The organism is Alkalihalobacillus phoenicis (assembly GCF_047302405.1).
Lineage (GTDB): Bacteria > Bacillota > Bacilli > Bacillales > Bacillaceae_D > Alkalihalobacillus.
Genome location: NZ_CP154853.1, coordinates 2086392 through 2112026, shown reverse-complemented (window position 1 = coordinate 2112026; position 25635 = coordinate 2086392). Strand labels below are relative to the sequence as shown.

Genomic DNA, 25635 nt, shown 5'->3' with positions numbered 1-25635 from the left:
ATTTATTAACCGATCTAGTAGGTTCGATTTCATGGAATATGATATAATAATGAACATCTGAAATACGTACGGCGGAGGTTTATGATGGCTGAACAAACACCAATGATGAAACAATATTTAGAGATTAAGGCACAACATGCAGATGCCTTTTTATTTTTCCGTTTAGGAGATTTTTATGAATTATTCCATGAGGATGCGGTCAAAGCTGCACATGAACTTGAAATTACTTTAACGGGTCGTGGAAAAGGCGATGATCGAATCCCGATGTGCGGCGTTCCCCATCATTCAGCAGAACAATATATGGTGAGGTTAATTGAAAAAGGGTATAAAATTGCGATTTGTGAACAAGTAGAAGACCCGGCTGTCGCTAAAGGTGTCGTCAAACGAGAGGTCGTTCAGATATTAACTCCCGGAACGGTCGTCGATAAACGTATGATCCAAGAAAAAGAAAATAACTTTATTACTTCGATTACGGATTTTGCTGATGGTACGATTGGTTTTATTCGGACAGACTTGTCGACAGGAGAAAATGAAGTGACTTTATTAAATGATGACGTTCAAGAGATGATCCAAGAATTAACGTCATCCAGGTCAAAAGAGCTCGTTGTCGAACCGCAATTTGCAGAAGAGAAGCTTGCTCAAATTAAACAAGCGATCCATGTGACGGTGTCCTATGAAGAGAATGCCGATGTCCTATCTGATTATGAATCATTGATTGAACCGTTGGAGCAAAAGAAGCTCCAAACGACCTTTTGGCGGATGTGTCAGTATTTAGTTCGTACTCAAAAACGAGCACTTAATCACTTGCAGCCAGTCGTTTATTATCCGGCAAACTCTTATTTGAAAATTGATCGTCACTCCAAACGAAATTTAGAGTTAACCGAAACATTACGAGATAAAAAGAAAAAAGGCTCATTAATAGGGGTAATTGACCAAACGGTGACCGCGATGGGCGGAAGAATGTTAAAAAAATGGGTGGAACAACCGTTAATTCAGCAGCAAGTGATTGAAGAGCGCTTAAATATTGTCGAAACCTTTTCCTCCTTTTATTTTGAACGGGAAGAGTTACGAGATGAATTAAAAGAAGTTTATGATTTAGAAAGATTAGTAGGTCGAATTGCTTACGGGAATGTGAATGCGAGAGAGCTCCTGCAGTTAAAGCGTTCGTTAGAGAAAATACCGACCGTAAAATCGCTCCTTGAAAAAATGAGTGAAAGCTATAGTGAGCGTTGGTTTTCTCAATCTACGGGCTATGAACCACTAATTGAGTTGCTAGATAAAAGTTTAGTGGAAGACCCACCGATTTCAGTCAAAGAGGGTGGATTAATTAAAGCTGGTTTTCATGAAGAGCTAGACACGTATCGTGATGCTAGTGTAAATGGAAAGCGTTGGATTGCGGAGCTTGAGCAGAAGGAGCGCCAATTAACCGGGATTAAGACGTTAAAAGTTGGTTATAACAAAGTGTTCGGTTATTTTATAGAAGTGACCAGAGCCAATGTTCATCTGTTACCAGAAGGACGTTATGAAAGAAAACAAACGTTGACGAATGCCGAGCGTTATATTACACCGGAGTTAAAAGAAAAAGAAGCGATTATTCTTGGAGCAGAAGAGAAGATGGAACAACTTGAATACGAGCTGTTCCTGACGATTCGTGATGAAGCCAAAAAATATGTCGTTTCGATTCAGGAACTCGCCAAATCGATTAGTGAGATCGATGTTTTGATTGGATTTGCCACGGTTGCAGAAAATAATCGCTATACGAAACCACATTTTTCAACTGAAAATAAAGTGAATATTGTTGGTGGTAGGCACCCTGTTGTGGAAAGTGTCATTCCAAAAGGGGACTATGTCGCCAATGATGTTCAGATGCAAGCAGAAAGAGAAATGCTCCTAATTACGGGTCCAAATATGGCTGGTAAAAGTACGTATATGCGTCAGCTCGCCTTAATCGTGGTGATGGCTCAAATCGGTTCATATGTTCCGGCAGAAGCGGTCGAGTTACCGATTTTTGATCAAATTTTTACGAGAATTGGGGCAGCCGATGATTTAGCAAGTGGGCAAAGTACGTTTATGGTTGAAATGCTTGAAACGCAATATGCACTGACAAAAGCTTCACAAAATAGTTTGATTTTATTAGATGAGATTGGTCGAGGAACTTCAACCTATGATGGAATTGCCTTAGCCCAATCGATCATTGAATATATTCATGATGAGGTAAAGGCGAAGACCTTATTTTCGACCCATTATCATGAATTAACGAGCTTAGAAAAAAGCTTAGTCCATTTAAAAAATGTTCACGTCTCTGCAACGGAAGAGGATGGTCATGTCGTCTTTTTACACAAGGTGATTGATGGACAAGCGGATAGAAGTTATGGAATCTATGTCGCCGAGCTTGCGAATATGCCAACCGCTGTTACGACTCGGGCCGAGGAGCTTTTATTTCAGTTGGAGCAAGGCATGAAACAAATGCCTGTTGCGTCCACACCTTTGGTCCAAACGGTCAAAGAAGAAGTGGCGGTAACAAAAGAAGAGCCAAAACAGCTTTCTTTATTCCCTGAACCTAAGGTAGAAACACGAAAAGAAGAGTCTCTAACAAAAGCAGAAAAACAATTAATGAAGAAAATCAAAGAAGTGGATGTTCTTCATTTGACGCCATTTGAAGCGATGCAAAAAGTGTATGAATGGCAAAAGAGTTTAAAATAATCGGAGAGGAGGCATACAATGGGGAAAATTAAACAGTTACACGATAGTTTATCGAATAAAATTGCAGCAGGTGAGGTCGTTGAACGTCCTGCTTCAATCGTCAAAGAGCTTGTTGAAAATGCGATTGATGCGAACAGCTCTCATATCCTCGTTGAAATGGAGGAGGGTGGCTTAAGTTCGATCCGGATCGTCGATAATGGAGACGGAATGGAAAATGACGATGTCGAAACCGCGTTTTTGCGGCATGCCACGAGTAAAATTCGAACCGACCGCGATTTGTTTCATATTAAAACGCTTGGTTTTCGTGGGGAAGCTTTGCCAAGTATCGCCTCCGTTTCCCACTTAACTTTAAAAACGAGTACAGGTGTTGGGGCGGGTACAGAAATTAAATTAGAAGGCGGCGAGGTTGTTGAAAAAATAGCAGCTGCGACGCGAAAAGGTACCGAAATTAAAGTGACTCACCTATTTTTTAATACACCGGCTCGTTTAAAATATTTAAAAACGGTCACAACGGAAGCCGGAAATGTTAGTGATATCATGAATCGTTTGGCGATGGCCCACCCTGATATTGCGTTTGAATTATTTCATGATGGTAAATTGCTCTTAAAAACATTAGGAAATGGCGATCAAAAACAAGTTGTCGCGGCGATTTATGGGCGTAATATTGCGAAAGAAATGCTAGAAATAAAAGGAGAAACTCTTGATTATTCTTTACGTGGCTATGTGTGCAAGCCAGAAATAACGAGAGCTTCAAGGCAGTATATTTCGATTATCGTCAACGGGCGTTATATTCGAAACTTTGTCCTTGCCAAGGCGATTCAAGCAGGTTACCATACGCTGTTGCCAATTGGTCGCTTTCCGATTGTGGTGCTTTCCATTGAAATGGATCCGCTTTTAATTGATGTCAATGTGCATCCAGCTAAATTAGAAGTCCGCTTAAGTAAAGAAACCGAGCTTAGTCAGTTGATAACGGAGTCGATTGTTTCCATCTTTAAAAAACAAACGTTAATTCCAGAAGTGAATGTCAAAAAAGCGACGAAACTGACAAGTGAACAGATATCGCTTGATTTCGAAACAAAGCAGCAAGCACAAATAAGTGAAAAAGGGAAAGAGGCTCAGAGTAAACAAGTTCATGAACCATTTTCACAAGTTGACATCTACCAAACGCCATCCTTTTCTGAAACAAAAAGCGAAGAAGAACGTTTGGATCCAGAAGTTGTCAATGAAAAAATGCCGAAGCTTGGGGCAAGTCCTTTTACACCATCTAGGATAAGCGACGATGAAGAGCAAACAGTGACTCAGTTCGAACCGAGTTTAAAAGAGTTAGAGCATTCAAACTCAACAGAACAGGAATCAGTGACTGAACAAGTTGAAGTACAACAAGAGTTTGAGCCTTCGAGAGTACCTATTCTTTATCCGGTCGGTCAAATGCATGGAACATATATCATTGCCCAAAATGAACAGGGGATGTATTTAATTGACCAACATGCAGCCCAAGAGCGAATCAAGTACGAATTTTTCCGTGACAAGGTAAAAGAGACCGAACCGAATGTTCAAGACTTACTCGTGCCTTTTACAATTGAATGTACACAGCAAGAGATGGCAATGATAGTAGAACATATCGATAAATTAAAACAGGTCGGAGTATTTCTCGAAGAATTCGGCCCCCATACGTTTATCGTGCGTTCTCACCCGACTTGGTTACCTAAAGGTTTAGAAGAAGAAACGATTCGTGAAATTATTGAACAGCTTTTATCAACAAATAAAGTGGATATCGGAACTTTACGTGAAGAGGCAGCCATTTTAATGTCGTGTAAAGCGGCGATTAAGGCGAATCGACATTTACGACATGATGAGATTTTTGCACTGTTAGAGTCGTTAAGAAAAAGCAGTGATCCATTTACATGTCCGCATGGGCGACCAATATTGATCCATTTTTCAACGTATGAATTAGAAAAAATGTTTAAACGGGTTATGTAATGGATGTATTTAAAGAGGAGAGACAAATTTGATTGTAACAACAGTGCGAAAAAACGCCCAAAGATTAGAACCAAAAGCAAAAGAACTCGCCTCTTTATTACAGGCTCCCTTTATGAGCCGTGGTGGTGACTCAGTCGAAACGTTGCAACGGCGATTTGAACAAGAAGTGATTGTGGTCGGAAGTGAAAAGATTCAATTTTTTCCTAAAGATTCAGCGGATCCGTTTTTTTATCATCCTAATTCTGCCTTTGTCCGAATTAAACAAATCGAAAAAAAACAGCTGGAACCTTTAAAAGCAGCCTCAGACCTTCAAGCAGGAATGAGTTTTCTTGATTGTACGCTGGGACTAGCTTCTGATAGTTTAGTGGCTCAATATTTAGTTGGTGAGAGCGGTCGGGTTATTGGGGTAGAAGAAAATTTTGTGATTGCAACGCTCGTTCAAATCGGTTTAAACTCTTGGACAGATGGACGGGCGGACTTACTCGATTTAATGAAAAAAATTACGGTCAAACATGCTCATCACCTCGACTATTTAAAAGAACAACCTGATAACTCATTTGATGTTGTCTATTTTGACCCGATGTTTGAACAAGCGATTCTTGAATCAAAGGGCATAAGTGGGTTAAGAAGTCTTGCTCATTATGGCACGATTAGTGAAGAAGCGATTCAAGAAGCAAAACGAGTGGCCAAACATCGAGTTGTTTTAAAGGACCATTGGCAAAGCAGTCGCTTTTCGCAATTCCAATTTTCCGTTTTAAAACGAGGTCATGCGGCCTTTCATTACGGTTTTTTGGATATGAATAAAAAAGATCTTCATGATTAGGTTTGGAAAGCTTAAAAAAGGGAGAAGATGATGAAGGAAGATTTAATCTCGATAGTAGGTCCGACAGGCGTCGGCAAAACGGCACTTAGTATTGAACTTGCGAAAAAGTACGGTGGAGAAATCATTAGTGGTGATTCCATGCAAATTTATCGTGGAATGGACATTGGAACCGCGAAGGTAAATGAGGAAGAGATGCAAGGGGTTCCTCATCATTTACTTGATATTAAAGACCCAGATGAAGCCTTTTCAGTAGCGGACTTCCAAGAACTTGTGGTACCTTTAATAACAAGGCTCAATCAAAAAAAGAAGGTGCCGATTTTAACGGGTGGAACAGGGCTCTATGTGAATTCAATTATTAAAGGTTATCAGTTTTCAGAAACGGAAGAAGACTTAACGTATCGAAAAGAACTAGAACAATTTGTGTCCGAACATGGCGTTGAGGCGTTATATACTCAACTTCTTTCAGTTGATCCAGACGCAAAAGAGGTCATTCATCCTAATAATGTCCGCCGTGTCATTCGAGCTCTTGAGGTGTTTAAAGTAACAGGAATCCCCTTTACTAAACAGCAAAAGAGCACGTCAGAGGAAGAACGTTATCACTTAGCAATGATTGGGTTAACGATGCCTCGTGATCAACTTTACGCGCGAATTAATAGGCGTGTCGATATTATGGTTAAAAATGGTTTAATTGAAGAAGTCGAACACCTTTATAACCAAGATCTTAAGGACGTTCAAAGTGTGCAAGCGATTGGATATAAAGAGCTATACGGTTATATGGACGGGTTGTATTCATTAGAAGAAGCGATTGAAAAATTGAAACAAAACTCAAGGCGATATGCGAAAAGACAGTACACTTGGTTTCGCAATAAAACGAACACCACATGGTTTGACGTATCAGAAGGGTTGACTGAAAAAGTTTTTCTGCAAATATCTGAGTTTGTGGAAGGAAATCTAAAAAATATATCGAAATAAAGAGATAGCTAAAATGAGGGGGACAGAATCATGAAAACAATTAATATTCAGGATCAATTTTTAAACCAGTTAAGAAAAGACAATATTTCCGTAACTGTTTTCCTTTTAAATGGATTCCAATTACGTGGACTTGTAAAAGGTTTTGATAACTTTACGATTATTTTAGAAACAGAAGGTAAACAACAATTAGTGTATAAACACGCGATTTCAACCTTTGCACCACAACGTAATGTTCAGTTAAAAAGTGAATCAGACCTTACATAACGGTTTTCCCGAATTGTAGAGACAAGATGGTCGTTTAAAGGGTGCCGATAATAACTTGAAAAAGTAGACTCTTCTTTGTTGATGAAAACAAAGAGGAGTCTTTTTTGATTCGACATTTGAATAATAGATTTATTAGGAGTGGAAAGTCCGAAGTGAGTGCTGTGTCATCGTCTGTAGGTTCAGACTTTATATTAGTGTCTCAAAATGAATAAACGGCCAACTCGAACTTTTAGTCATTATTGCTGAAGTAAATCAAGCCTTTGTTCTTCGGTTAATTTATCAATGGTGAGCATGTAACGGTGAAACGATAAGGGTGATTTCAACCCTAATTTTTTTTGGACATTTTCAGTTAATTCTCCTTCCAGAAGAGCATGTAAAATAAATCGATTCCGCAAATGCTGGGCCGATATCCCTTTACGAAGTTCGCCTCTTGCTACTTCGAGTCGAATCATTTTTTGGATAGCAATGTTCGTTAACTGTTTCGGCTTGTCCTCCTCATAAGACCAGCGATATGTTTTTCTTTGAAAATCAAAAGCTACAAGAAAAGGGTCATTTTCATGTAATCTCGGTCTGACCGGTTCAGGGATTTTTTGATAATAAGTAAAAGCGAGTTCTCGGTCAGGCTTACTTAAATGGACGGAACGTTTGCCTGTTTCCCCGTTGATTTCAATCGTGCCTGATTCAAATTTCATTTGTGTCATGGTCAGCTCAACCGCTTCTTGTAAGGTAAGCCCATAATGCAAAAATAATTTAACGATAAATTCATTACGGGCTTTTAATAAGGGACGAACTTCAAGTTGCTGTTCACTTAAATTTTTGTTTGACTGTAAGATCTCGATAAATCGGGATGCTTCCCGTGATGAGACCCATTCTGACGGTTTTAAAGGAGTGAGAACCAGCTCAGGTGCGTCCGAAAAAGCAAAGGGATGTTCTTTGCATAAATTTTCTTTTATACAATATTTGGCTAGTTGTTTGAGAGCGGAATGGATTCTTCTTACAGTTCGAATTTGGTGTTCTTTTTCTTCAAATAAATACGCTATAAATTGTTGGACCTGTTCCTTTGAAATGTTTATCCATTCGCTTTCGATTGCAAGGCTTTTTGTTTGATGAGAAAACCAACGAAAGAATAAGACAAAATCATGTTCGTATCGTTTAATCGTCGAAGCTTTTCTCCCTTTAATATATAAATCATCTAAATAGGAATGGACGAATGTCGGAAAAGAAGAATCGGTCATTTAAACTTCACCTCTGCTTTTCTAATATTATACATTTAAGTGTAGGTTTTTGAATGTTTTTATAGGCATTTGTCACAATTTTTAATTTGTAGCGTATGATTAACATAAGGGAGTAATGGATGGAAGGGTGAGCAGCATGAGTAACCCGATTAACACGAGGAAAAATGGACGTATTAATGTGGTGTTAAACCAAACGAGGTATGAATTGAAGGAACCCCAGTCACTCGTTTATTATTCCGAGGAAGATAAAGAAAAACATGACATCTTGAAACGATTTGAAAAACGTATGGAAGATTTTATAGGATTAAAAGACGTCAAAAAATTAATTAACGAAATTTATGCGTGGCTATACGTCAATCGTTGCCGTGAACAAAATGGGTTAAAAGTGTCAAAGCAAGTGTTGCATATGATTTTTAAAGGCAACCCTGGTACGGGTAAAACAACGGTCGCCCGAATTATTGCGGAGTTTTTTCATGAAATGAATGTTTTAGAAAAAGGTCATTTACTTGAAGTGGAACGGGCCGATTTAGTCGGAGAATACATTGGTCACACCGCTCAGAAAACAAGGGAGGTCATTAAAAAAGCTCATGGTGGTGTATTATTTGTTGATGAGGCTTATTCGTTAGCAAGAGGTGGGGAGAAGGATTTTGGAAAGGAAGCAATCGATACATTAGTGAAGGCGATGGAGGATCAACAACATTCATTTGTGCTTATCCTAGCAGGCTATTCACGTGAAATGGATTATTTTTTGTCGTTAAATCCAGGTTTGCCATCACGTTTTCCGATTGCGATGGATTTTCCCAATTACACATTAGAGGAGCTCATTGAAATTTTAATCGGTATGGCCCATGAAAGGGAATATAAGTTAACAACGGAAGCGATTCGACATATCCGTGAACATCTTAAGCAAATACGGATTGAACAGGAGCGTGCCTTTAGTAACGGCCGATATATCCGTAATTTGATTGAAGAAGCGATCCGGTTACAGGCAGTTAGACTATTACGTTTAGGGAACTTTGAACGAAAGCATCTCGAAATGTTAGAAGCGGAAGACTTTAATTTTCATTCATCAAGAGTGAATACACGGTAAAGGACCTTTGTATAGGGGGTCCTTTTTGTTTTGTGTTGCTTTTGCTTGAGATGGCTAAATGTTATAATAAAATGATCTGAATTTGTTATGAAAAAGGAGAAAGTTATGCAACTGTTACAAAATGAAAAGTTTCAAACTCTTATTAAAAGAGTAGAGAATAAAATAGAATCCGTTCATAAACAGTTTGATTATGTAGCGATGGTCAATCAAGCAAAAGTGTTGGAGTCTTATAAAAAACATCAAGTAGCGGATTTTCATTTTACACCATCGACTGGATATGGCTATGATGATGTCGGTCGCGATACATTAGAAGCGATTTATGCGGATGTTTTTGGTGGAGAGGCAGCGTTAGTGCGCCCACAAATCATTTCAGGAACTCACGCAATTGCGACTTGCTTATTTGGTGTTTTAAGACCAGGAGATGAATTAGTTTATATTACGGGGAAACCATATGATACGCTTGAGGAAATTGTCGGTATAAGAGGCAACGGGCATGGTTCGTTAAAAGAATTTAAGATTGATTATCGAGCGATTCCCCTTTTAGAAAATGGTTGGATCAATGAAGGGGAAATCACTCAAGCGATTACTTCAAAGACTAAAGTAATTGGAATTCAACGCTCTAAGGGCTATGACGATCGACCATCCTTTACCATTTCTGAAATCAAAAAAATGATCGAATTTATACGTAACATTAAAGAAGATGTGATTATTTTTGTTGATAATTGTTACGGGGAATTTGTTGAGGAGATGGAACCATGTCAGGTTGGAGCCGATCTAATGGCTGGCTCGCTTATAAAAAATCCGGGTGGTGGAATTGTTAAAACGGGTGGATATATTGTCGGCAAGGAAAAATTAATTGAGTTAGCTTCGTATCGTTTAGCAGCTCCGGGTATCGGGCGTGAAGGGGGAGCGAGTCTTTATAGCTTACAAGAGATGTATCAAGGTTTTTTCTTAGCACCACATGTTGTCGCTCAAGCGTTAAAGGGAGCGACTTTTACAGCCGCTTGCTTAGAAGATTTAGGAATGAGTACCTCGCCTAGTTGGAGTGATAAAAGAACGGATTTAATTCAATCAGTTCGTTTTCCAACAGCTGAAGCGATGATTAAGTTTTGCCAAGCCATTCAATCAGCTTCACCTGTTAATGCCCATGTCACTCCACATCCGAGTCCAATGCCAGGTTATGAAGATGATGTTATTATGGCAGCGGGAACATTTATTCAAGGAGCAAGTATCGAATTAACCGCAGATGGCCCGATTAGACCACCTTATGTCGCTTATGTCCAAGGTGGGTTGACATATGAACATGTAAAAATCGCTGTTATTCAAGCAATTGATTCGTTAAAAATTGTCAATGGAGAAAATTGATGTTAGCTAATGTAACATTAGTTGACATTGATTCTTACATCTAGTAGTCTAATAGTATGGAATCGGAGGTGACGGTATGAAAATAGAAGATCGTCGTAATATGCCATTGTTTCCAATTGGAATTGTGATGCAGCTAACCGATTTGACCGCAAGACAGATTCGCTACTATGAGGAAAATAAATTGGTTCATCCAATTCGTACGAAAGGCAATCAGCGTTTATTTTCTTTTAATGATGTTGACCGCCTATTGGAAATTAAAGATATGTTGGAAAAAGGCTTTAATATTTCCGCAATCAAACATGTTTTAGAAGAAAAAGAAAACGAAAAAAAGAACATCCCTCCACCGAAAAAAGAACTATCGGATCAAGAGTTGCGCTTCTTATTAAAGAAGGAATTACAAGATGCCGGAAAATTCGGCAAAACGTCGCTTATACAAGGACAACTTTCTCGTTTTTTTAATACGTAAAATATGGATGGAATAGATTTCTGATTCTTGAGGAAATCTTTTCAATATAATTAGAATTGAAAGGGGCTTACATAGAATGGCTAAGTTTACAAAAGAAGACATTATTCAAAATGCACAAGAAAACAACGTCCGTTTTATTCGCTTACAGTTTTCAGATTTACTAGGAACGATTAAAAACGTCGAGATTCCAATTGATCAATTAACAAAAGCATTAGATAACAAAATGATGTTTGACGGTTCATCAATTGAAGGATTTGTTCGTATCGAGGAATCTGATATGTATTTATATCCAGATCTAGATACGTGGGTCATTTTCCCATGGACTCCTGAAAAAGGTAAAGTAGCCCGTTTAATTTGTGATATTTACTTTCCAGGAAAGCCTGGAGAAGAACCAACTCCATTTGAAGGAGACCCACGTGGTATTTTGAAGCGAGTACTTAAAGAAGCAGAAGAGCTTGGTTTCACTGCTTTTAACATTGGACCAGAGCCAGAATTTTTCTTATTCAAAAATGATGAAAATGGCGAACCGACATTAGAGTTAAACGATAAAGGTGGTTATTTTGATTTAGCTCCAACAGATTTAGGGGAAAACTGCCGTCGTGATATCGTATTAGAGCTAGAAGATATGGGTTTTGATATCGAAGCATCTCACCATGAGGTAGCACCAGGCCAGCACGAAATTGATTTTAAATATGCTGATGCGATTACAGCTTGTGACCATATTCAAACATTTAAACTTGTTGTTAAAACAATTGCTCGTAAGCACGGATTACACGCAACCTTCATGCCGAAGCCATTATTTGGTGTAAACGGTTCGGGAATGCACTGTAACATGTCTTTATTTGATAAAGAAGGAAATGTCTTCTTTGATGAATCAACAGAATCACAATTAAGTGAAACAGCGATGCAATTCCTAGGTGGAATTTTAGAACACGCAGAAGCTTTTACAGCAATCACAAACCCGATTGTTAACTCTTATAAGCGTTTAGTTCCTGGATATGAAGCACCTGTATATGTAGCATGGTCTATGCGTAACCGTAGCCCACTTGTACGTATCCCATCTTCTCGTGGTGTAAGTACACGTATCGAAGTTCGTAGCCCAGACCCAGCAGCCAACCCATACTTAGCTATGGCCGCAATGCTTGCAGCTGGTCTTGACGGAATTAAGAAAAAAATCACTCCACTAGCCGCAACAGATCGTAACATCTACATCATGAGCAAAGAAGAGCGCATCGAAGAAGGAATCAACGACTTACCAGCAACACTAAAAGATGCCATTGACACATTAGTCAAAGACGAAGTTCTAGTGAAAGCATTAGGTGAGCACGCTATCGAACACTTCATCGAAGCAAAAGAAATCGAATGGGACATGTTCCGCACTCAAGTTCACCCTTGGGAACGTGACCAGTATATGCAGAACTATTAAGATGTTCAAACCCTTGACGTTACTGACGTTGAGGGTTTTTGTTTGTTTGAAAACACCTGAAGGGAAGGGCTGTTTTTGTGGGTGCACCCACAATTCACCCACAATTTTTAAAAAACTAGTTATTTGTTAATCTCAGTTTGAAATAGCTACAGATGAAGAAAATAATGATATTTTAAATGTTGTTTACTTAAATCCTAATTATCAATCTTATGATGTAGAGAAGGTAACTAATGAAACATCGGGAAAAGAATTGAGTTTTGAAAAAATATTAACAAATTTAAATGGAGGTATCATATTTCTAAGCATTGATTTTGGAAGTTCGGTAAGGGTCGCAAATCAAGATAATATTATATTAATAAAGTATAAAAGTATAATTGATAAAGTTTATGAGGAGTCTATAGCTTTGCCAATTGATGAAAACTATAAAATCACAAAAAAAATAAGGGGTATTATTTTCAAATAAATGTTCTACCAGCCATCTGGAGTACACTGAACGATTACGGTTAATAGCCGTGGTCTGTCGGTGTCCTCTTTTTATTTTCATAAATGATTGGAGATGATGAAAGATAAACTCAATTAACGACCAACTTCAAGAATGGTGTAAAGAGAATAATGTTGATTTTAAGTGAAAAGACAAAGCCGTTCGAAAAGAGAAGATTCCTAATGAAGTACTTTCAAAGTGGGATATAGCAGATTTAATGGGAAGTAATCGACCGATTTATTCAAGAAAACGTGGAGCTTGGAGACAACTATAAAAAGGGGATGCCATCCAATGAAAGCATTAATTGAAGAGTATAAAATCACATTGAAGCAGTTAAAGAATAGTCGAGAAGGATTATCGAGTGAGCAAACTGAAATTTTATCAGGAATGCTCAGTGATCTTAAATATGCTATAGATTGGATGAGTACCGGAAGGAGTCCCCAAGCAAGAAGAGGAATCGAAAGGAAAGCAGCATACCAACGAGAACGTCCGGTTGATCCTATTACCATGCAGCAACGCTTGATAGCACATGGTCAAAAGCTCCCCAAGTTTGGAGCCGATAGTGACTTTGGTGCGGAGACCCTTGCAGCAGTCAAAGGTTTTCAGCGAGACAAAGGCTTAACAGTAGACGGTATCGTTGGTCCTAAAACATGGGCAGAGCTTAATAAGACTCCACAAAAAAATCAGCTTCTAAGTATCCGTTACCTAATGGAGTATATCGTAATGGTGCAAGAGGTGATGCGGTTAGACAAATCCAAACAGCACTCAATGCAGTTAATTTTAATCCTGGTGCTGTCGATGGCATTTATGGTCCTAAGACAGCTGATGTTTTGAGGAGATTTCAGTCTATGCATGGTCTTGTGGCTGACGGAATCTATGGCCCAGCCACTAGAGCTAAGTTGTTAGCAGTAATGCAAGCATAAAAAGAGCCCTCCTTAGTGTGGGGGCTTAATTTTCTTTAACAAATCTAAAATCAAGTAATACTGTTGATAATCCACCTTGTTAACCACACCAATAACTTCTTTGTAAAAACCATCATCCTAAAAGGTAATATTTATCTCCAACTCATGCTTTAAACTGTCCATAACAATCAACCCAAGCTCATACAATTCTTTTTCATCCAGTTCCGGCTTAGATACTTTTTGGCTTTTATAATCTAATTCGCGTAGAGCTTCTACATGTTCGGGCAGCATAAAGCTTGTTGCCCATAGTTTATTTCCGCGTTTTAATCCTTCTATTTGCTTCAAAACGTTCAACACCTTTTTTATAATATATACAAACATTTGTTTGTTTATCCGTAACGGAAAAAGGAAGCCGATAGCTCCCATTAATTACTATCCTGACCGTGCATGAAAAAGCTCCTTCATTAGGTACTATACCCCTAATGAGGGATCGGAATTACATAATCATACAAATTTACCATGGAAATAACATGTTTATATTGTTACAATTAGTATCGTTAAATTTAACCGTGGGGGATGTAGATTTTATGAATTTTTTTAAATATTATTTGAATATTTATTTGCTTGGATTAATTGTAACTGCTATTTTCAGAGTTATTTACGATTTGGTAAAATATCATCAATTTTTATGGGGGGAGTCTTTAGCATACATCATTATCTTTCCTCTTATACTTACAATCCTTTATAGTTTGATACCCTCTAAAAGTAAAAAAAGCACTGATAGTTAACTTAATCATCAGTGCTTTAAGGATTTTATGAATATTTCTTAGGATCTCCAATACATGTAACTGTTATCCATGAAACTTGTGCTGCAATTCCAAGAACACTTCCCTTAACACCTATCTTAATTAGTTCTCTTGCAGCCATACCCCATTTATCTTCCCATAATAGATCTATTGCAGCACCAATACCAGCAGCTATACCCAACCCAAAAAAATCACTTAATCCTTTTCCAATACATCTGTCCACAGCAGCACTTCTTGGTGTATTAGTTATGCAGCGAACATCATTAGGCTTACAATTTCTACTTTGAATAGAGAATTTTTGTTTGTTTATTAAGGGCTGGTCAATCAATACCTCATTAGTTACCTCTAATTCATATTTTAATTCTCTTAATTCCGAGCTATCTCCAAACTTTTCTTCCAATTTATCGAAGTTCATTCCAATTGGATTACCATTTGCATCAAAAATAATCGCTTCTTCAAACATGAATTCTAGGGCATCTGCTAGTTCTTCAACCAACTTTTCTTCCTCGTTTAATTGAGCTTGAACAGAAATAGGTGTAAGAATAAATGGGTAAACTAATAAAAAGCACGACAATAGTAAAAGAGTGTTAACTAGTTTCATAGATTCATTATTCATTTTTTTGCCTCCGTTTAAATATTATGTAATTAAATCCATTTTTTAGTTTATAGTTGTATTTAAACATTGTAAATAGAATGATAGTTTTTTTTAGTTTAACAAAAAAGAAGGGAGACAAAAGTACTTTGTCTCAAGTTAGAATAATATTAATTAGGAGGGTATTGCCCTAAATGGCTAATGTTTTATCCATTACACCAGTTAAAAATGTTGGATAAAAAAAGGGATTAACCGCGTTAATATTGAATAAAAGCAACGAGGTGATAAAATTGCATTTAATAGTAGAAAATCGATTAAATGAGGCAATGGATGGTAGGACGACTACTTGGCTTGCAACACAGACTAAAATTAAAAGAACTACATTAAATAATTATAAAAATGAGGATATAATGCCACCTATAGATAAGGCGTATAAAATAGCTAAAGCACTTAATAAGTCGGTGTACGAAATTTGGGTACCGAAAGATTAAGTGCTTTTTTATGGTCATAAGTGACGTGATATGGTCATACCTTTAGCTAAGTGCGTCAGTTAGACGCCAACCAAAAGGAGGGGTTCACATGACAAAAGAATTGGCCCAAAAATTATTAGAGCGTAAAGACGTCTGGTTGACATTAGAGGGGAGACGTCAGCTGCAAGCAATTGCTAACGAGAAGGGAAAACAAAATGTATAGACCTACAGTTAGATATGATGATATTTACTATGGAGAGCTACGGATCACGGTTATGGCTGGAGCAGAAGCAAAAAGAATCGGAGAAAGAGAGGGACGTCAACAATGGCAAATCGAAAATATCCAGTGAGTAAGTTAAATCCAGAATGGAGAAAATATCACAAGGGAGGTTATGGTCCAATCAGAACAGGGAGAGACGCCAGCAAGCAGTTGAGAGACGAGATGGGAAGGTTCACAAGGAACGGAAACCAGGAGGAGGTATTTAGAGTTAGGGATCAAAAAGGATAAATATTATGACATGAAAAAGGCTGCTATTTTTACGATCGCCACATCATTAGGGATGATTTGACGTTTGAATCTTTCAACTAGACTAAAGGAAAAGGGGAATATAAGTATATTAATAACAGGGTTTTAATAGGAAATATTTACTTTTTATTACAATGCTGTTATATTTCTAATATTCAGACTGAAGAAGGGATTAAATTAATGAAGTTAAGCATTGCAGCAATCAAAAAGTATCACTTATTTATTATGTTAGCAGTACTTTTGTTTTTTTGTTTGATTCAAACTTCTTCGGTGTCAGCAGCAGAGAAAATACCTTTAAATCACGAAATGGAAAATATTGAAAATGTAATGACCCCTTTTAAAGGTAAGGTTCCTGAAAAGGACCCTAATATTGGTGGTGGAATACCTAATATAACTATTGGATCAAAGTCTGATCCTGGATATATAAACGCTCAAAAACAAAATAGACATATTCAAGGAACCAAAGAGTATACGAGTGGTAAGAGTATTTTTAATGGAACTGTTGTCAAGGCAACTAGACTCCTTAGATCTCATGGAGGAAAGGGAAGAGTAGTAAATAAAGATAATAATAGAGAAAGTGTAAACTTTAATGAGAACATTGGGCTTTATAGATCTCCAGGATCAGATGCAGTAGCACCAACTACAGTTGGGACAATCCATTATTCAAAAACTGGAGCACATATTGTACCTGCGAGGCCTATCCAATGATATTAAGTGAATTTGTGAAGTTTTTTGAAGCTCATGAAGAATTTACAAAATCTGAAGTAATACTAGAATGGAAGAGTGGTAATAAAATAGTAGCTAAACATTATACACAGTATGAAACAAGCAATGAGGATGAATTCCCTGATTCTGATAATCCAGAAAGCGAAGTAGGGTTTTATGAATATTATGCGATTTGTTTTGAGTGTGTTTCTATAATTAATGAAAATGAAGATTATTTTATAGAAGGTGAGGTATTCGAATTAACACCTAAAAATAGCCCTGATTTTATAAAAGATAAAAAAGAAAATATAATATGGACGAATAAGTAATTTTTGAGAGAAGGCTGATATCACCTGTGATAAGGTTAGTATCAGTTTTTTCTATTGTTTAATGTATAAATGAAGTGGAAAAATCGACAAAATACCGAGAAAAACCCGACAAAAAAGGGGACAAACTGGGGGATAATTAAATGTTGATTAAAAGGTACGCTATTGATACAGAAGGAGACACGCCTACCTCCTGTATCAATGGCGTACCGGGGTTATACAGAAGGGGTGTTGACTGTCAGTAGCTAGTTCTTTTACTGTTCATTTAATAAAGTGGATGCGTGATAAATCGTTGTATTATATTTCTCATCGTTTTGATGATTTACTTTCAGTTTCCAAATTGGCTCAAACATGATTTGGACTGTATGTAGTTGTTCTTTAGTCAATGGAACGCCGATAAAACTTGTTTCTGATAAAGTGTAATCAAGCTGTGCTTCAAGCTCAAATTTAAGTTTCAGCAAATTTTTAATACCATTTCTGGTTGGGAATTTAATTTTATATTGGGAATCAATCGCTGTTTTTAATTGAGCTGGGGATTGCCGATAAGCTCTCATCAGATCCGTATAATCTAAAGCTTTATCCACTGATTTTAAGCCCTTCATATCCTGATTCGCTAAATAAGAAAATAAATCCTTATCGGCGAGTCCTTTTGCACGTAAACTTTCCATTGTATAGGCTTCCCAAAGAGATAATGAGGGAGTCGTCGTCATGTGAAAATCTCCTTTCTTATGAAAAACTAGTCTTTATTTAGTCTAGTATAATGTTAAATCAAGAACAAGGAAATAGGTATGAAAAGGAGAGAGTAATAAGCGCCTCTCCATCAGTGGAATTTCATGTACCGGATTTAATGTGAACATACAAACTATAAACAGGAATATTCAGAGCACATGAAAATTAAAAGAGAATAGAGGAGAAACAGGAAACGACCCTGAACCATACGAAAGGAACAAGCAACTCGGTGGTGCCGCTCGTTCCTTTCAAATTAGGGTCTTACTCATCAAGTGTTCACGATAGAACCATTAATTAATGATCCCGCTATTGATAATGCTAACGTTTACGTGTGGTTGAATCGTTAAATTTGGATATAACTCTTTCCAGTTTCCGGTTTCTTTCCATTTTTGATGGTGGAAGCCATACATATGTCTTCCGATCCCGAATCCGTCACAATTAGCATCCTGTAACTTTTCTATCACTTGAGAAGCGAGATTTGTTAAATATTCGGACATTATTTGGTTTAATTCGGCTACTTTTTCTGAATTATGAAGTTCATCTTCTGGAAATTCAACAACCCCAACTTTTAAAGACAAATCGAAACGGACAGATGGATTTTTATCGTCTACTTCCATTTTACTTTTCGCTTCCTCCACATTAACCGTAATATTATTCGGTATATTGATCCCATCATTTTCAATTGGGATTGTTAGAGACGTTTCTTTTGCTAATTCATTGGAAAGGAGTAGAAACAGCATTGTTTCCTCAACACTCATCTTTCCTGTCATTTTTTTATCATTGAATAAGGCGGTACCGATTATTTCGATTTTTGTATCGTTTAATTTAATGAGTGGTGCGATAAAATCAAATCCAGGATCAAAAAGAAATGGACAGATTTTCTGAAGATTAATAGAAGGAATTATTGTATTATCTTCAGAATTGATAATTAGATCGGAAAGGAAATCACCTGTTTCTACCGTTCCTATTTTATCATGTTTCATAATTTTTTCTGTTTCACCTTCTGAAATAGCAAACTTTGCTACTAATGAAGAAGATGGAGCTCTGTAAAAAACATCAAGCAAAGGATAAATATCACCTTTTGCTAACTCTTCTTGGATTAATACGATTCGATTTTTTGAAGGATCGATGTTCCCATGTAAGGCTCTTTCAATTTTTGTCCTACTTTCCCTCGGTGTCCTTCCGATCTCTGAAAAGCTCTCCTCTAGGATCGTTTGACTATCAGAAATCAGCGTAGAAATCGTTAATTTTATATTTCCATCTTCTGTATTATCGAACCCCACGGCTTTTATTAAGATTTTATCTTTTAATAATTGCTGATCCCAACATGCCGTTAATTGAAGTAAGACGACAATCCATATAATCATTTTATGACAGTTTTTCATCGCGTCCTCCCAATTTTTTTCTTACTAACATTGCCGAGAAAAAAAAGAGTAAAGTCATGAAGGAAATAAAAATGAGACTCATATTCCCAATGTAGCTAGAAATTTTATCTATTTGCAGGTGACTTTCTGGCAATAAAGCAAGGATTAACATAATCCCTCCGACGATGTAAACAAAGTAAGGCTTATTCGAGTTATGATTTGAAGTCAAAAACAAATGCTTAAGTGCTTGTGATGCAGCATACAAATAACTAGAAAATGTTGTGGCCACAACGACAATCCAAATAGAAAGAAAGAGTAAGTCCACTCTTTCTAATACGATGAAGGTGAAATCCTTCATCATGTATAAGACAGGCTCAGGAACTAATTTTATTTCATCTGGGCTAAAAAATACGGTTGCGGTAAAAACAATAAATGAATAGATGATCGTAACAGTTAAGTTTGCTAATGATAAAACCTTTAACTTATTGCGGTTAGAACTCTGAGTAGGTCCTAGAAATAAAAAAATCAACTCAAAACCTAACATTGCGATAATGCATTCTTTTGAGCCTTTCAAAATAGTAGTCATCCCATTTACTCCAATTGGCAAAAGATAAACATAATGAGCATTTTTTAGTCCGATACTTACTAAAATAATTAAAAAGATAATTAAGGCCGTCATTAACACATAAACTCTCGCAAGTATGGTTAACCCTCCGTCCACTAAATAAATAGTAATGAGTAATAAAAGTCCCATTATGACGATTTTTGGGGTGAAAATAAAAACCCACTTTTTCATAATATTGCTATATAAAATTAAAATGGTTGTTCCTATAGCAAGAAAATAAACTAAAAACACAATTTTTAAAAAATTACCGAAATATTTACCAAAAATTTCTCGACATTGTACGAAAAGATCTCTCCCATTCATCCAACAATCAATTTTCCATATTAACAATAAAATGATTTGAACAATTACTCCTGCAACTAGCACAGAAATCCATCCATCATTCTCTGAAACATTAAAGACAGAAAAGGGTAAGGATAGCACACCTATCCCAATCTGCGTTTGAACAATAAGAAAATATAATTGATGCAATGAAATTTTTGCTCCATCCATTTAAGGATTCACTCCCTTTAGTAAAGCAGATACTTTCGATTTCTCTTTTTACATGTCATTCTTTTTTTGCTTCGACACCGGTAACCTAATAAAAGTATCTTTAATATGATTGATCTTTAAGGGGGCGAGTGGAGAAAAATAAGGCATCCCATATGGAGTAAGGCGACAAATGTGAATAAATAAAAACAACAATCCATAGCTTATTCCAACAAAACCTAGGACAGCAGCAGAGAGCATCAATGGAAAACGAATGAGTCGAACCGTAGCACTCATCTCATGAGTCGGAACAATAAACGAGGACAAGGCCGTTAACGCCACAACAACGATCATAATATTTGAAACTAAACCTGCTCGAACGACAGCATCTCCGATTACTAAGCCACCAACAATTCCAATTGTTTGTCCAAGCGGATTCGGTAATCTAACTCCTGCTTCTCGTAAGAGTTCTAATGTAAGTTCTAATATGAATGCTTCAACGATCGGTGGATAAGGGATTTCTTCAATCGATTTTTTGACGAGTAACACTAGTCCTTTTGGGATCACTTCAGAATGAAACGAAATGATCGATATATAAATCGCCGGTAAGCAAGTAGCTAAAAAGAAACTGAGTAATCGAATTTGACGATAAAAGGAACCAGTTAACCACCTTGTACTATAATCGTCTGGCGATTGATAAAAAGCAAAAAAAGAAACGGGTAGAATCAAGACCCCAGGTGTTCCATTGACCATTATGGCGACTCGCCCGTCTAAGATATTTGCCGCTGTTCGATCGGGTCTTTCTGTGGACAGCATTTGCGGAAACGGACTCAACGTAGATTCTTCAAGGAATTCTTCTAAACTTCCGGTATTAGTAACATAATCAATTTCAATCAAATTTAAGCGATTTTCAATTTGAGAGACAATTCCTTGATCAACAATTCCATTTACGTAGACCATTGCACATTGTGTTTTAGAAAGTTTTCCAATAGTAAAGTATTTAACCGTAAAATCTGAATTTGGAATTCGATTTCTCAAAATATTTATATTGCTATTTAGCCTTTCTAAAAAGCCATCATGTGACCCTCTAATGACTCGTTCATTTGAGGGTTCTTCCGGACTTCTTGTCATAAATAATTTAATGTCTAAAACAGGTACGACATGAAATCCCTCAATAAAAAGGGGAACCTTGCCAATCATGACACTATGAATAAGCTCTGAATCCGTTTTCTCCATCTCAAATTGGCGAACCAATTTTTCAAGTGGAGTTCCTTCAGTCGTTTGGTTCGTTAGGAGACTAATCGTTGTACTTAATTTTTCTTTATCAATGAGCGATTCTATAAAGCAGAAAATGATCTTTTTCTCACCAATCACCATTTCCCTTACGACAAAATCCTCTGTATGGCTAAATGATTGGATTAATTGACTCGCCTTTTGGTCATATGTCATCTGTTTTTCTGTTTTTTGGTGGTTGCTACTTTCTTTTTCCATACAAAACCTCGCCACTTTTTCTTTAGTATCATGCATACATTGAAAGGATATACAAATTTGTTTCATAATATGGAGATTAAATCGAGAACAAGTACAAAATGGAATGCTCAGTTTTCATTTATATACCTTTGAAAAAACCTTCAATGATGATATCTAGCCATACGATAGTAAAGTTCAATAGCTATAAATTGAAAAAGGAAGTGGAGAAGCGAGATGACGCCTTCTCCATTACAAACTCTTTTAAATGAGACAAGGCTACCTGTAATTTGTGCACTAAAGAAGGAATTTCTATCCTTTTGATAGAATAATGTTAATGTTAGCGGAGTTTAGTTGAGTAGAGAAAGGTGAGATGAGAATGGGACAGATTAAAATTTATGGGGTTAAAGAAAAGTTAAATCCAATTAAGGGTGCATTATCAAATGTTATTCATTCGTGTATGATGGAAGCGCTTGAAATTCCTCCAGATAAGAAGTTTCACCGTTTTTTTCCTATGGAACAAGAAGATTTTTATTTTGCGAGTGGGAGAACGGAAGCCTATACCGTAATTGAGGTTAGTATGTTTGAAGGTCGAACGGTAGAAACGAAAAAGCAATTGCTAAATCTATTATTTGAGCGGATAAATCGTGATCTGGGTATACCACCTCAGGATATTGAGATTACTATTTTTGAAACACCAAAACATAATTGGGGCATAAGAGGATTATCTGGGGATGAGTTAGTGCTGGATTATAAAGTTAATCTATAAGGAAAAGGCGATCACTAATTGCCTGATTTTTCCTTATTCAACAATTGAAGGTATAGTATATCTTGATATGGTAGTATCATTTTATAAATAGATTAGTTGTTACTCACACTATAAATTAATCTAGCTACGTCCGTTAGAAGCCGAAGAAAAATCGGTCGTCTTAATGAAGTCGCGAACTTAGCGTTGTTCCTTAGTATTATCGCTTCTCACCAAACGGACTTCGCTTTTTAATAAAGGGAGTGTTCAGGTCGTGAAAAAGAAAATGCTTATGTTTTTACCTATGGGCTATGGATACTCGACTGCTGTTTTCTTTTAGATATACAGGAATTGGTGAAGTCTGTCTAATTTATTTAGAAAATAAGCAGAAAAATTTATAGTCTGTGAGGTCATATTATGAAAAAAATTACTAGGAAAAATCCTGAGCTTATGCCAAAACCAGTGGGCAACTACAGTCATATTACTAGAGTGCCAAAAGGTGCAGGTTTAGTTGTCACATCGGGTCAAGTAGGAATAGATATGGATGGCAATATTCCTGCAAAATTAAACGATCAAATCACAAATACTTTTGCAAACATAAAAAAGGTTCTTGAATCAGAAGGATTGACTGAAGAGAGCGTTATAAAGGTTAATATATGGGCAACAGAAGAAATTGATTGGGATTATTTAGACCCTCAATGGGATGAATTATTTGGAACGGCATACCCGTCTATGACAGTTGCCTATATTTCCGCATTAGGATTGCCTGAATTGAAAATTGAAATTGAACTGTGGTATGCTGAATTTTAATGACGTAAAAGGAACAGTGAAAACTGTTCCTTTTTGTGTTTTTTAACTCATGTAATACGGTAGTAGACCGATAATGTGAATAAGCTTCTTTTCTTTCAACACCATCTTGTATAAACCACACTTTTCATAATTCAAGAATAATAATTTAGGCTATGCACCTGGTTATGGACTATTGCTTTTTCATAATACCTGATGCTTGAAGCTTTGCTAATAGCTCGTTAAAGTCTGCTACTAACTCAGGTAGTGTAGTTGCAGCAGAGTCAGCTTGGTGCTCTATCTGAAAACTAACCTCATCGGGTTGTATCTTAACTAGAGTGCCTAAGCCGGGTATAAGCTTTTTACCTTCATGTGCCATCGTTATCACCTCGTTTTAAATTGAACGGATCTCCTAGCTCCCTTTGGAAACCCTATAAATGAGAATTGTATGGGAAGCGATTGCATTTCGCAGGTTTTGGAGGTGTTCTCCAAATCTTCCAAATCACCAGCATGAAAAAAAGAGCAACGTTCGATTATACCTAAAGAAGGAGAAGAATTTTATTACATCTCTTTATTAAACTTGAAACGATAATAAGTGCTATATACAATTATAAGCATATAGGCAAAAGCAAATAGCAATAAAACGATTAAATCTATACCCATCAAGGCAAATGATATCATTAAGGCTCCAAACACAAAAACCATCATGTCATATGCTTTCGCTTTTGCCTGATTAGCGATTGTCAAATTACGCTCATCGTTTTTGTCAATATCCAGCTGCTTTGCTGCTGTGGGAGCACCCTTCATAGCACGTTGGAGGATTATTTCTCCCATACCGTGACCAAAAATAACACAACCGATCCCAACCCAGATATAAGGCAATGCTTCCAACATACCTTGTGAATTTTCAATTGTTTTGATGAAATATAGACCACCTGCTAGTAGTCCTACAGCTAAAACGGTAAGAATATAAGCGGAAATAGATTTTTTCATTCCTTTTTATCCTCCTCATAAATAAAGATTTCTTCAATCGTCATACCAAAAAAACGTGCAATCTTGAATACTAAAAGAATCGATGGATTATAACGTCCATTTTCCAGCGAACCGATAGTTTGCCTCGATACTTCAAGTGCCTTTGCTAATTCTTCTTGCTTAATTCCGCGTTGCTTGCGGATTTTTTCTAAACGGTTATTGAAGAAGATGATCCTGTTGGGTATTCGTACAACTCTTTTGGAATTTGGAAGTGCAACAAAAGTAGAACTATGTAATAAATTGAAAATTAGTTTTCCAACAATAAGTAAGAGCCTTACACAGATGGAGAACAATGGAGAAATTATTTCAGTTGGTCTTGATGAATCTAGTGGTGGCAGAAGAGCAAAAAGGTATAGGTACAATCCTGAGTATATGCTTGGTCTTGCTATTTTCTTAGAGAGGTTAGAGACAAACTATACAATATTTAATTGTTTGGGGGAAATAAAGGATCAAGGAAAACTTCCAAGTGTACTAACGGAAGGTGGGTTAAATGTATTAACTACTTATATTGAAAACATCATAAACGCAAATCCAAAAATCAATTCAATCGCGATTGGCGTTCCTGGTGCGGTTGATAATGGTCGGATTTTTCATATTCCAGGATACGAGCATTTTCAAAATATAGATTTAAAAGGGTACTATGAGGGGCATTTTTCTATACCTGTCGCAGTTGAAAATGATATGAATGCGGCTATTCTCGGCTATTACAAAAATAGGAACATGAAGGATCAATCCCTTGTATATTTATATTCTGGACAAAATGGCCCAGGTACAGGGATTATGTTAAATGGACATGTCGTTCGTGGAAGTACGTTTTTCTCCGGCGAGGTTCAGTTTATTCCTCAATATAATGACCAAAATTTTCAACAGGCTTTAAATAGGGGAAATGGAACGAGAAACGAAATGATTAGTGAGGAGTATGAGGTTGATGCGATTAGTAGATTAGTAGCCTCGTTTGTTGCGATTATTAATCCTCATGTTTTCATTTTTTGTGAGGATGAAGTGGATGAAACAATAATAGACAAAATTAAAGTTGTAAGCTCAAAGTATATTCCTTCAGAGCATCTTCCAGAGTTTGAAGCTAGTGATTGGGAACAAGACTATTTATTTGGACTACAAACTCTTTGCCTGGATGTAATGATGGATGAGATAAGTAACATCTAATAAAAAACAAACGAATAATTGCTGTAGGCATTCATCTTTATGAGTATGAATGCTGAAATTTTTATTGACTTATTAAAATGATTTAATAAGTGCTCCTTTTCCCCCTTTTTTTAACTTGTTTTA

At 36.8% G+C, this 25635-nt stretch carries 28 protein-coding genes; 18 read left to right on the top strand and 10 right to left on the bottom strand.

Annotated features, from left to right (window positions below; translation table 11 throughout):
- The first annotated feature begins 84 nt into the window (after positions 1-84).
- Genes mutS through hfq form a run of 5 tightly spaced genes read left to right on the top strand, consistent with a single transcriptional unit; the run spans position 85 to position 6742 of the window.
- A complete protein-coding gene (gene mutS / locus AA0017_RS10025; RefSeq protein WP_413381454.1) occupies positions 85-2703 on the top strand; it encodes a DNA mismatch repair protein MutS in 2619 nt (872 codons plus the stop codon).
- An 18-nt stretch (positions 2704-2721) separates the two neighbouring features.
- Positions 2722-4683, top strand: a complete 1962-nt coding sequence (mutL, locus tag AA0017_RS10020) for a DNA mismatch repair endonuclease MutL (protein WP_413381452.1) — start codon at positions 2722-2724, stop codon at positions 4681-4683.
- 28 nt (positions 4684-4711) lie between these two features.
- On the top strand, positions 4712-5506 hold the full coding sequence (locus AA0017_RS10015) for a class I SAM-dependent methyltransferase (RefSeq protein ID WP_413381450.1): 795 nt from the start codon (positions 4712-4714) through the stop codon (positions 5504-5506).
- 30 nt (positions 5507-5536) lie between these two features.
- Complete coding sequence (miaA, locus tag AA0017_RS10010; protein ID WP_413381448.1) at positions 5537-6478, top strand: tRNA (adenosine(37)-N6)-dimethylallyltransferase MiaA; 942 nt, start codon at positions 5537-5539, stop codon at positions 6476-6478.
- A 30-nt stretch (positions 6479-6508) separates the two neighbouring features.
- Positions 6509-6742: an RNA chaperone Hfq gene (gene hfq / locus AA0017_RS10005; RefSeq protein WP_003323764.1), complete on the top strand. Its 234-nt coding sequence runs from the start codon at positions 6509-6511 to the stop codon at positions 6740-6742.
- A 236-nt stretch (positions 6743-6978) separates the two neighbouring features.
- Here the strand turns inward: hfq and AA0017_RS10000 are convergent, their stop codons facing one another.
- Positions 6979-7977: a tyrosine-type recombinase/integrase gene (locus AA0017_RS10000; RefSeq protein WP_413381446.1), complete on the bottom strand. Its 999-nt coding sequence runs from the start codon at positions 7975-7977 to the stop codon at positions 6979-6981.
- Positions 7978-8113: 136 nt separating this feature from the next.
- On the opposite strand from AA0017_RS10000, the gene spoVK reads away from it, so the two are divergent.
- The 6 genes from spoVK to AA0017_RS09970 all read left to right on the top strand — a co-directional run bounded on the left by spoVK (position 8114) and on the right by AA0017_RS09970 (position 13728).
- Entirely contained in the window at positions 8114-9067 is a 954-nt protein-coding gene (spoVK, locus tag AA0017_RS09995) for a stage V sporulation protein K (RefSeq protein ID WP_413381444.1), read from the top strand.
- 105 nt (positions 9068-9172) lie between these two features.
- Positions 9173-10432, top strand: a complete 1260-nt coding sequence (locus tag AA0017_RS09990; RefSeq protein ID WP_413381442.1) for an aminotransferase class I/II-fold pyridoxal phosphate-dependent enzyme — start codon at positions 9173-9175, stop codon at positions 10430-10432.
- 76 nt (positions 10433-10508) lie between these two features.
- Positions 10509-10898, top strand: coding sequence for a MerR family transcriptional regulator (locus AA0017_RS09985; RefSeq protein ID WP_413381440.1), 390 nt, complete (start codon positions 10509-10511; stop codon positions 10896-10898).
- Between the two features lie 76 nt (positions 10899-10974).
- On the top strand, positions 10975-12324 hold the full coding sequence (gene glnA, locus AA0017_RS09980) for a type I glutamate--ammonia ligase (protein ID WP_413381438.1): 1350 nt from the start codon (positions 10975-10977) through the stop codon (positions 12322-12324).
- 772 nt (positions 12325-13096) lie between these two features.
- Positions 13097-13639: a peptidoglycan-binding protein gene (locus tag AA0017_RS09975; protein WP_413381436.1), complete on the top strand. Its 543-nt coding sequence runs from the start codon at positions 13097-13099 to the stop codon at positions 13637-13639.
- A complete protein-coding gene (locus tag AA0017_RS09970; protein ID WP_413382539.1) occupies positions 13558-13728 on the top strand; it encodes a peptidoglycan-binding domain-containing protein in 171 nt (56 codons plus the stop codon). The genes AA0017_RS09975 and AA0017_RS09970 overlap by 82 nt, the downstream gene beginning before the upstream one ends.
- A 117-nt stretch (positions 13729-13845) precedes the next feature.
- Here AA0017_RS09970 and AA0017_RS09965 read toward each other — a convergent pair whose 3' ends face one another.
- Together AA0017_RS09965 and AA0017_RS09960 are read right to left on the bottom strand one after the other, a co-directional pair.
- Entirely contained in the window at positions 13846-14052 is a 207-nt protein-coding gene (locus AA0017_RS09965) for a YolD-like family protein (protein WP_413381434.1), read from the bottom strand.
- Between the two features lie 468 nt (positions 14053-14520).
- The gene (locus AA0017_RS09960; protein ID WP_413381432.1) at positions 14521-15129 is read right to left on the bottom strand and encodes a hypothetical protein; all 609 of its coding nucleotides are present in this window, start codon (positions 15127-15129) and stop codon (positions 14521-14523) included.
- A gap of 302 nt (positions 15130-15431) precedes the next feature.
- Between AA0017_RS09960 and AA0017_RS09955 the strand changes: the two genes are divergently transcribed.
- The 4 genes from AA0017_RS09955 (at position 15432) to AA0017_RS09940 (ending at position 17135) form a co-directional block, all read left to right on the top strand.
- On the top strand, positions 15432-15596 hold the full coding sequence (locus AA0017_RS09955; protein WP_413382537.1) for a helix-turn-helix transcriptional regulator: 165 nt from the start codon (positions 15432-15434) through the stop codon (positions 15594-15596).
- Positions 15597-15790: 194 nt separating this feature from the next.
- The gene (locus tag AA0017_RS09950) at positions 15791-15925 is read left to right on the top strand and encodes a hypothetical protein (protein ID WP_413381430.1); all 135 of its coding nucleotides are present in this window, start codon (positions 15791-15793) and stop codon (positions 15923-15925) included.
- A gap of 356 nt (positions 15926-16281) precedes the next feature.
- A complete protein-coding gene (locus AA0017_RS09945) occupies positions 16282-16809 on the top strand; it encodes a polymorphic toxin type 50 domain-containing protein (RefSeq protein ID WP_413381428.1) in 528 nt (175 codons plus the stop codon).
- The gene (locus AA0017_RS09940; protein WP_413381426.1) at positions 16806-17135 is read left to right on the top strand and encodes a hypothetical protein; all 330 of its coding nucleotides are present in this window, start codon (positions 16806-16808) and stop codon (positions 17133-17135) included. The genes AA0017_RS09945 and AA0017_RS09940 overlap by 4 nt, the downstream gene beginning before the upstream one ends.
- A 251-nt stretch (positions 17136-17386) precedes the next feature.
- On the opposite strand, the gene AA0017_RS09935 is transcribed toward AA0017_RS09940, so the two are convergent.
- The 4 genes from AA0017_RS09935 to AA0017_RS09920 all read right to left on the bottom strand — a co-directional run bounded on the left by AA0017_RS09935 (position 17387) and on the right by AA0017_RS09920 (position 21809).
- Positions 17387-17842 carry a hypothetical protein gene (locus AA0017_RS09935; protein WP_413381424.1) on the bottom strand — a complete coding sequence of 152 codons (456 nt, stop codon included), beginning with the start codon at positions 17840-17842 and terminating at the stop codon, positions 17387-17389.
- Between the two features lie 309 nt (positions 17843-18151).
- Positions 18152-19246: a Ger(x)C family spore germination protein gene (locus tag AA0017_RS09930; RefSeq protein WP_413381422.1), complete on the bottom strand. Its 1095-nt coding sequence runs from the start codon at positions 19244-19246 to the stop codon at positions 18152-18154.
- Entirely contained in the window at positions 19230-20342 is a 1113-nt protein-coding gene (locus tag AA0017_RS09925) for a GerAB/ArcD/ProY family transporter (protein WP_413381420.1), read from the bottom strand. Before AA0017_RS09925 ends, AA0017_RS09930 begins: the two co-directional genes overlap by 17 nt.
- Positions 20343-20390: 48 nt before the next feature.
- The gene (locus AA0017_RS09920) at positions 20391-21809 is read right to left on the bottom strand and encodes a spore germination protein (RefSeq protein ID WP_413381418.1); all 1419 of its coding nucleotides are present in this window, start codon (positions 21807-21809) and stop codon (positions 20391-20393) included.
- Between the two features lie 355 nt (positions 21810-22164).
- On the opposite strand from AA0017_RS09920, the gene AA0017_RS09915 reads away from it, so the two are divergent.
- Together AA0017_RS09915 and AA0017_RS09910 are read left to right on the top strand one after the other, a co-directional pair.
- Positions 22165-22554 (top strand): tautomerase family protein, encoded by a 390-nt coding sequence (locus tag AA0017_RS09915; protein ID WP_413381416.1) that lies wholly within the window; start codon positions 22165-22167, stop codon positions 22552-22554.
- A gap of 393 nt (positions 22555-22947) precedes the next feature.
- On the top strand, positions 22948-23340 hold the full coding sequence (locus tag AA0017_RS09910) for a RidA family protein (RefSeq protein WP_413381414.1): 393 nt from the start codon (positions 22948-22950) through the stop codon (positions 23338-23340).
- A gap of 169 nt (positions 23341-23509) precedes the next feature.
- Here AA0017_RS09910 and AA0017_RS09905 read toward each other — a convergent pair whose 3' ends face one another.
- The 3 genes from AA0017_RS09905 to AA0017_RS09895 form a co-directional block, all read right to left on the bottom strand.
- A complete protein-coding gene (locus AA0017_RS09905; protein ID WP_413381412.1) occupies positions 23510-23695 on the bottom strand; it encodes a hypothetical protein in 186 nt (61 codons plus the stop codon).
- A 182-nt stretch (positions 23696-23877) separates the two neighbouring features.
- Positions 23878-24309, bottom strand: coding sequence for a hypothetical protein (locus AA0017_RS09900; protein ID WP_413381410.1), 432 nt, complete (start codon positions 24307-24309; stop codon positions 23878-23880).
- Entirely contained in the window at positions 24306-24518 is a 213-nt protein-coding gene (locus tag AA0017_RS09895; protein WP_413382534.1) for a helix-turn-helix transcriptional regulator, read from the bottom strand. The genes AA0017_RS09900 and AA0017_RS09895 overlap by 4 nt, the downstream gene beginning before the upstream one ends.
- On the opposite strand from AA0017_RS09895, the gene AA0017_RS09890 reads away from it, so the two are divergent.
- Entirely contained in the window at positions 24517-25512 is a 996-nt protein-coding gene (locus AA0017_RS09890; RefSeq protein ID WP_413381408.1) for an ROK family protein, read from the top strand. The two genes, AA0017_RS09895 and AA0017_RS09890, sit on opposite strands and share 2 nt — an antisense overlap.
- Positions 25513-25635 lie beyond the last annotated feature (123 nt).

Bases quoted from the DNA above. Each gene is read 5' to 3' on its own strand.
- AA0017_RS09950 (WP_413381430.1), top strand. From the start codon at position 15,791: ATGTATAGACCTACAGTTAGATATGATGATATTTACTATGGAGAGCTA.
- AA0017_RS09955 (WP_413382537.1), top strand. From the start codon at position 15,432: ATGGATGGTAGGACGACTACTTGGCTTGCAACACAGACTAAAATTAAA.
- AA0017_RS09930 (WP_413381422.1), bottom strand. From the start codon at position 19,246: ATGAAAAACTGTCATAAAATGATTATATGGATTGTCGTCTTACTTCAA.
- AA0017_RS09925 (WP_413381420.1), bottom strand. From the start codon at position 20,342: ATGGATGGAGCAAAAATTTCATTGCATCAATTATATTTTCTTATTGTT.
- AA0017_RS09910 (WP_413381414.1), top strand. From the start codon at position 22,948: ATGAAAAAAATTACTAGGAAAAATCCTGAGCTTATGCCAAAACCAGTG.
- AA0017_RS09960 (WP_413381432.1), bottom strand. From the start codon at position 15,129: ATGAATAATGAATCTATGAAACTAGTTAACACTCTTTTACTATTGTCG.
- AA0017_RS09975 (WP_413381436.1), top strand. From the start codon at position 13,097: ATGAAAGCATTAATTGAAGAGTATAAAATCACATTGAAGCAGTTAAAG.
- AA0017_RS09915 (WP_413381416.1), top strand. From the start codon at position 22,165: ATGGGACAGATTAAAATTTATGGGGTTAAAGAAAAGTTAAATCCAATT.
- AA0017_RS09985 (WP_413381440.1), top strand. From the start codon at position 10,509: ATGAAAATAGAAGATCGTCGTAATATGCCATTGTTTCCAATTGGAATT.
- mutL (WP_413381452.1), top strand. From the start codon at position 2,722: ATGGGGAAAATTAAACAGTTACACGATAGTTTATCGAATAAAATTGCA.
- AA0017_RS09940 (WP_413381426.1), top strand. From the start codon at position 16,806: ATGATATTAAGTGAATTTGTGAAGTTTTTTGAAGCTCATGAAGAATTT.
- AA0017_RS09990 (WP_413381442.1), top strand. From the start codon at position 9,173: ATGCAACTGTTACAAAATGAAAAGTTTCAAACTCTTATTAAAAGAGTA.
- miaA (WP_413381448.1), top strand. From the start codon at position 5,537: ATGAAGGAAGATTTAATCTCGATAGTAGGTCCGACAGGCGTCGGCAAA.
- AA0017_RS09890 (WP_413381408.1), top strand. From the start codon at position 24,517: ATGATCCTGTTGGGTATTCGTACAACTCTTTTGGAATTTGGAAGTGCA.
- mutS (WP_413381454.1), top strand. From the start codon at position 85: ATGGCTGAACAAACACCAATGATGAAACAATATTTAGAGATTAAGGCA.
- AA0017_RS09935 (WP_413381424.1), bottom strand. From the start codon at position 17,842: ATGACGACGACTCCCTCATTATCTCTTTGGGAAGCCTATACAATGGAA.
- AA0017_RS09905 (WP_413381412.1), bottom strand. From the start codon at position 23,695: ATGGCACATGAAGGTAAAAAGCTTATACCCGGCTTAGGCACTCTAGTT.
- AA0017_RS09945 (WP_413381428.1), top strand. From the start codon at position 16,282: ATGAAGTTAAGCATTGCAGCAATCAAAAAGTATCACTTATTTATTATG.
- AA0017_RS09920 (WP_413381418.1), bottom strand. From the start codon at position 21,809: ATGGAAAAAGAAAGTAGCAACCACCAAAAAACAGAAAAACAGATGACA.
- spoVK (WP_413381444.1), top strand. From the start codon at position 8,114: ATGAGTAACCCGATTAACACGAGGAAAAATGGACGTATTAATGTGGTG.
- AA0017_RS09900 (WP_413381410.1), bottom strand. From the start codon at position 24,309: ATGAAAAAATCTATTTCCGCTTATATTCTTACCGTTTTAGCTGTAGGA.
- AA0017_RS10000 (WP_413381446.1), bottom strand. From the start codon at position 7,977: ATGACCGATTCTTCTTTTCCGACATTCGTCCATTCCTATTTAGATGAT.
- glnA (WP_413381438.1), top strand. From the start codon at position 10,975: ATGGCTAAGTTTACAAAAGAAGACATTATTCAAAATGCACAAGAAAAC.
- hfq (WP_003323764.1), top strand. From the start codon at position 6,509: ATGAAAACAATTAATATTCAGGATCAATTTTTAAACCAGTTAAGAAAA.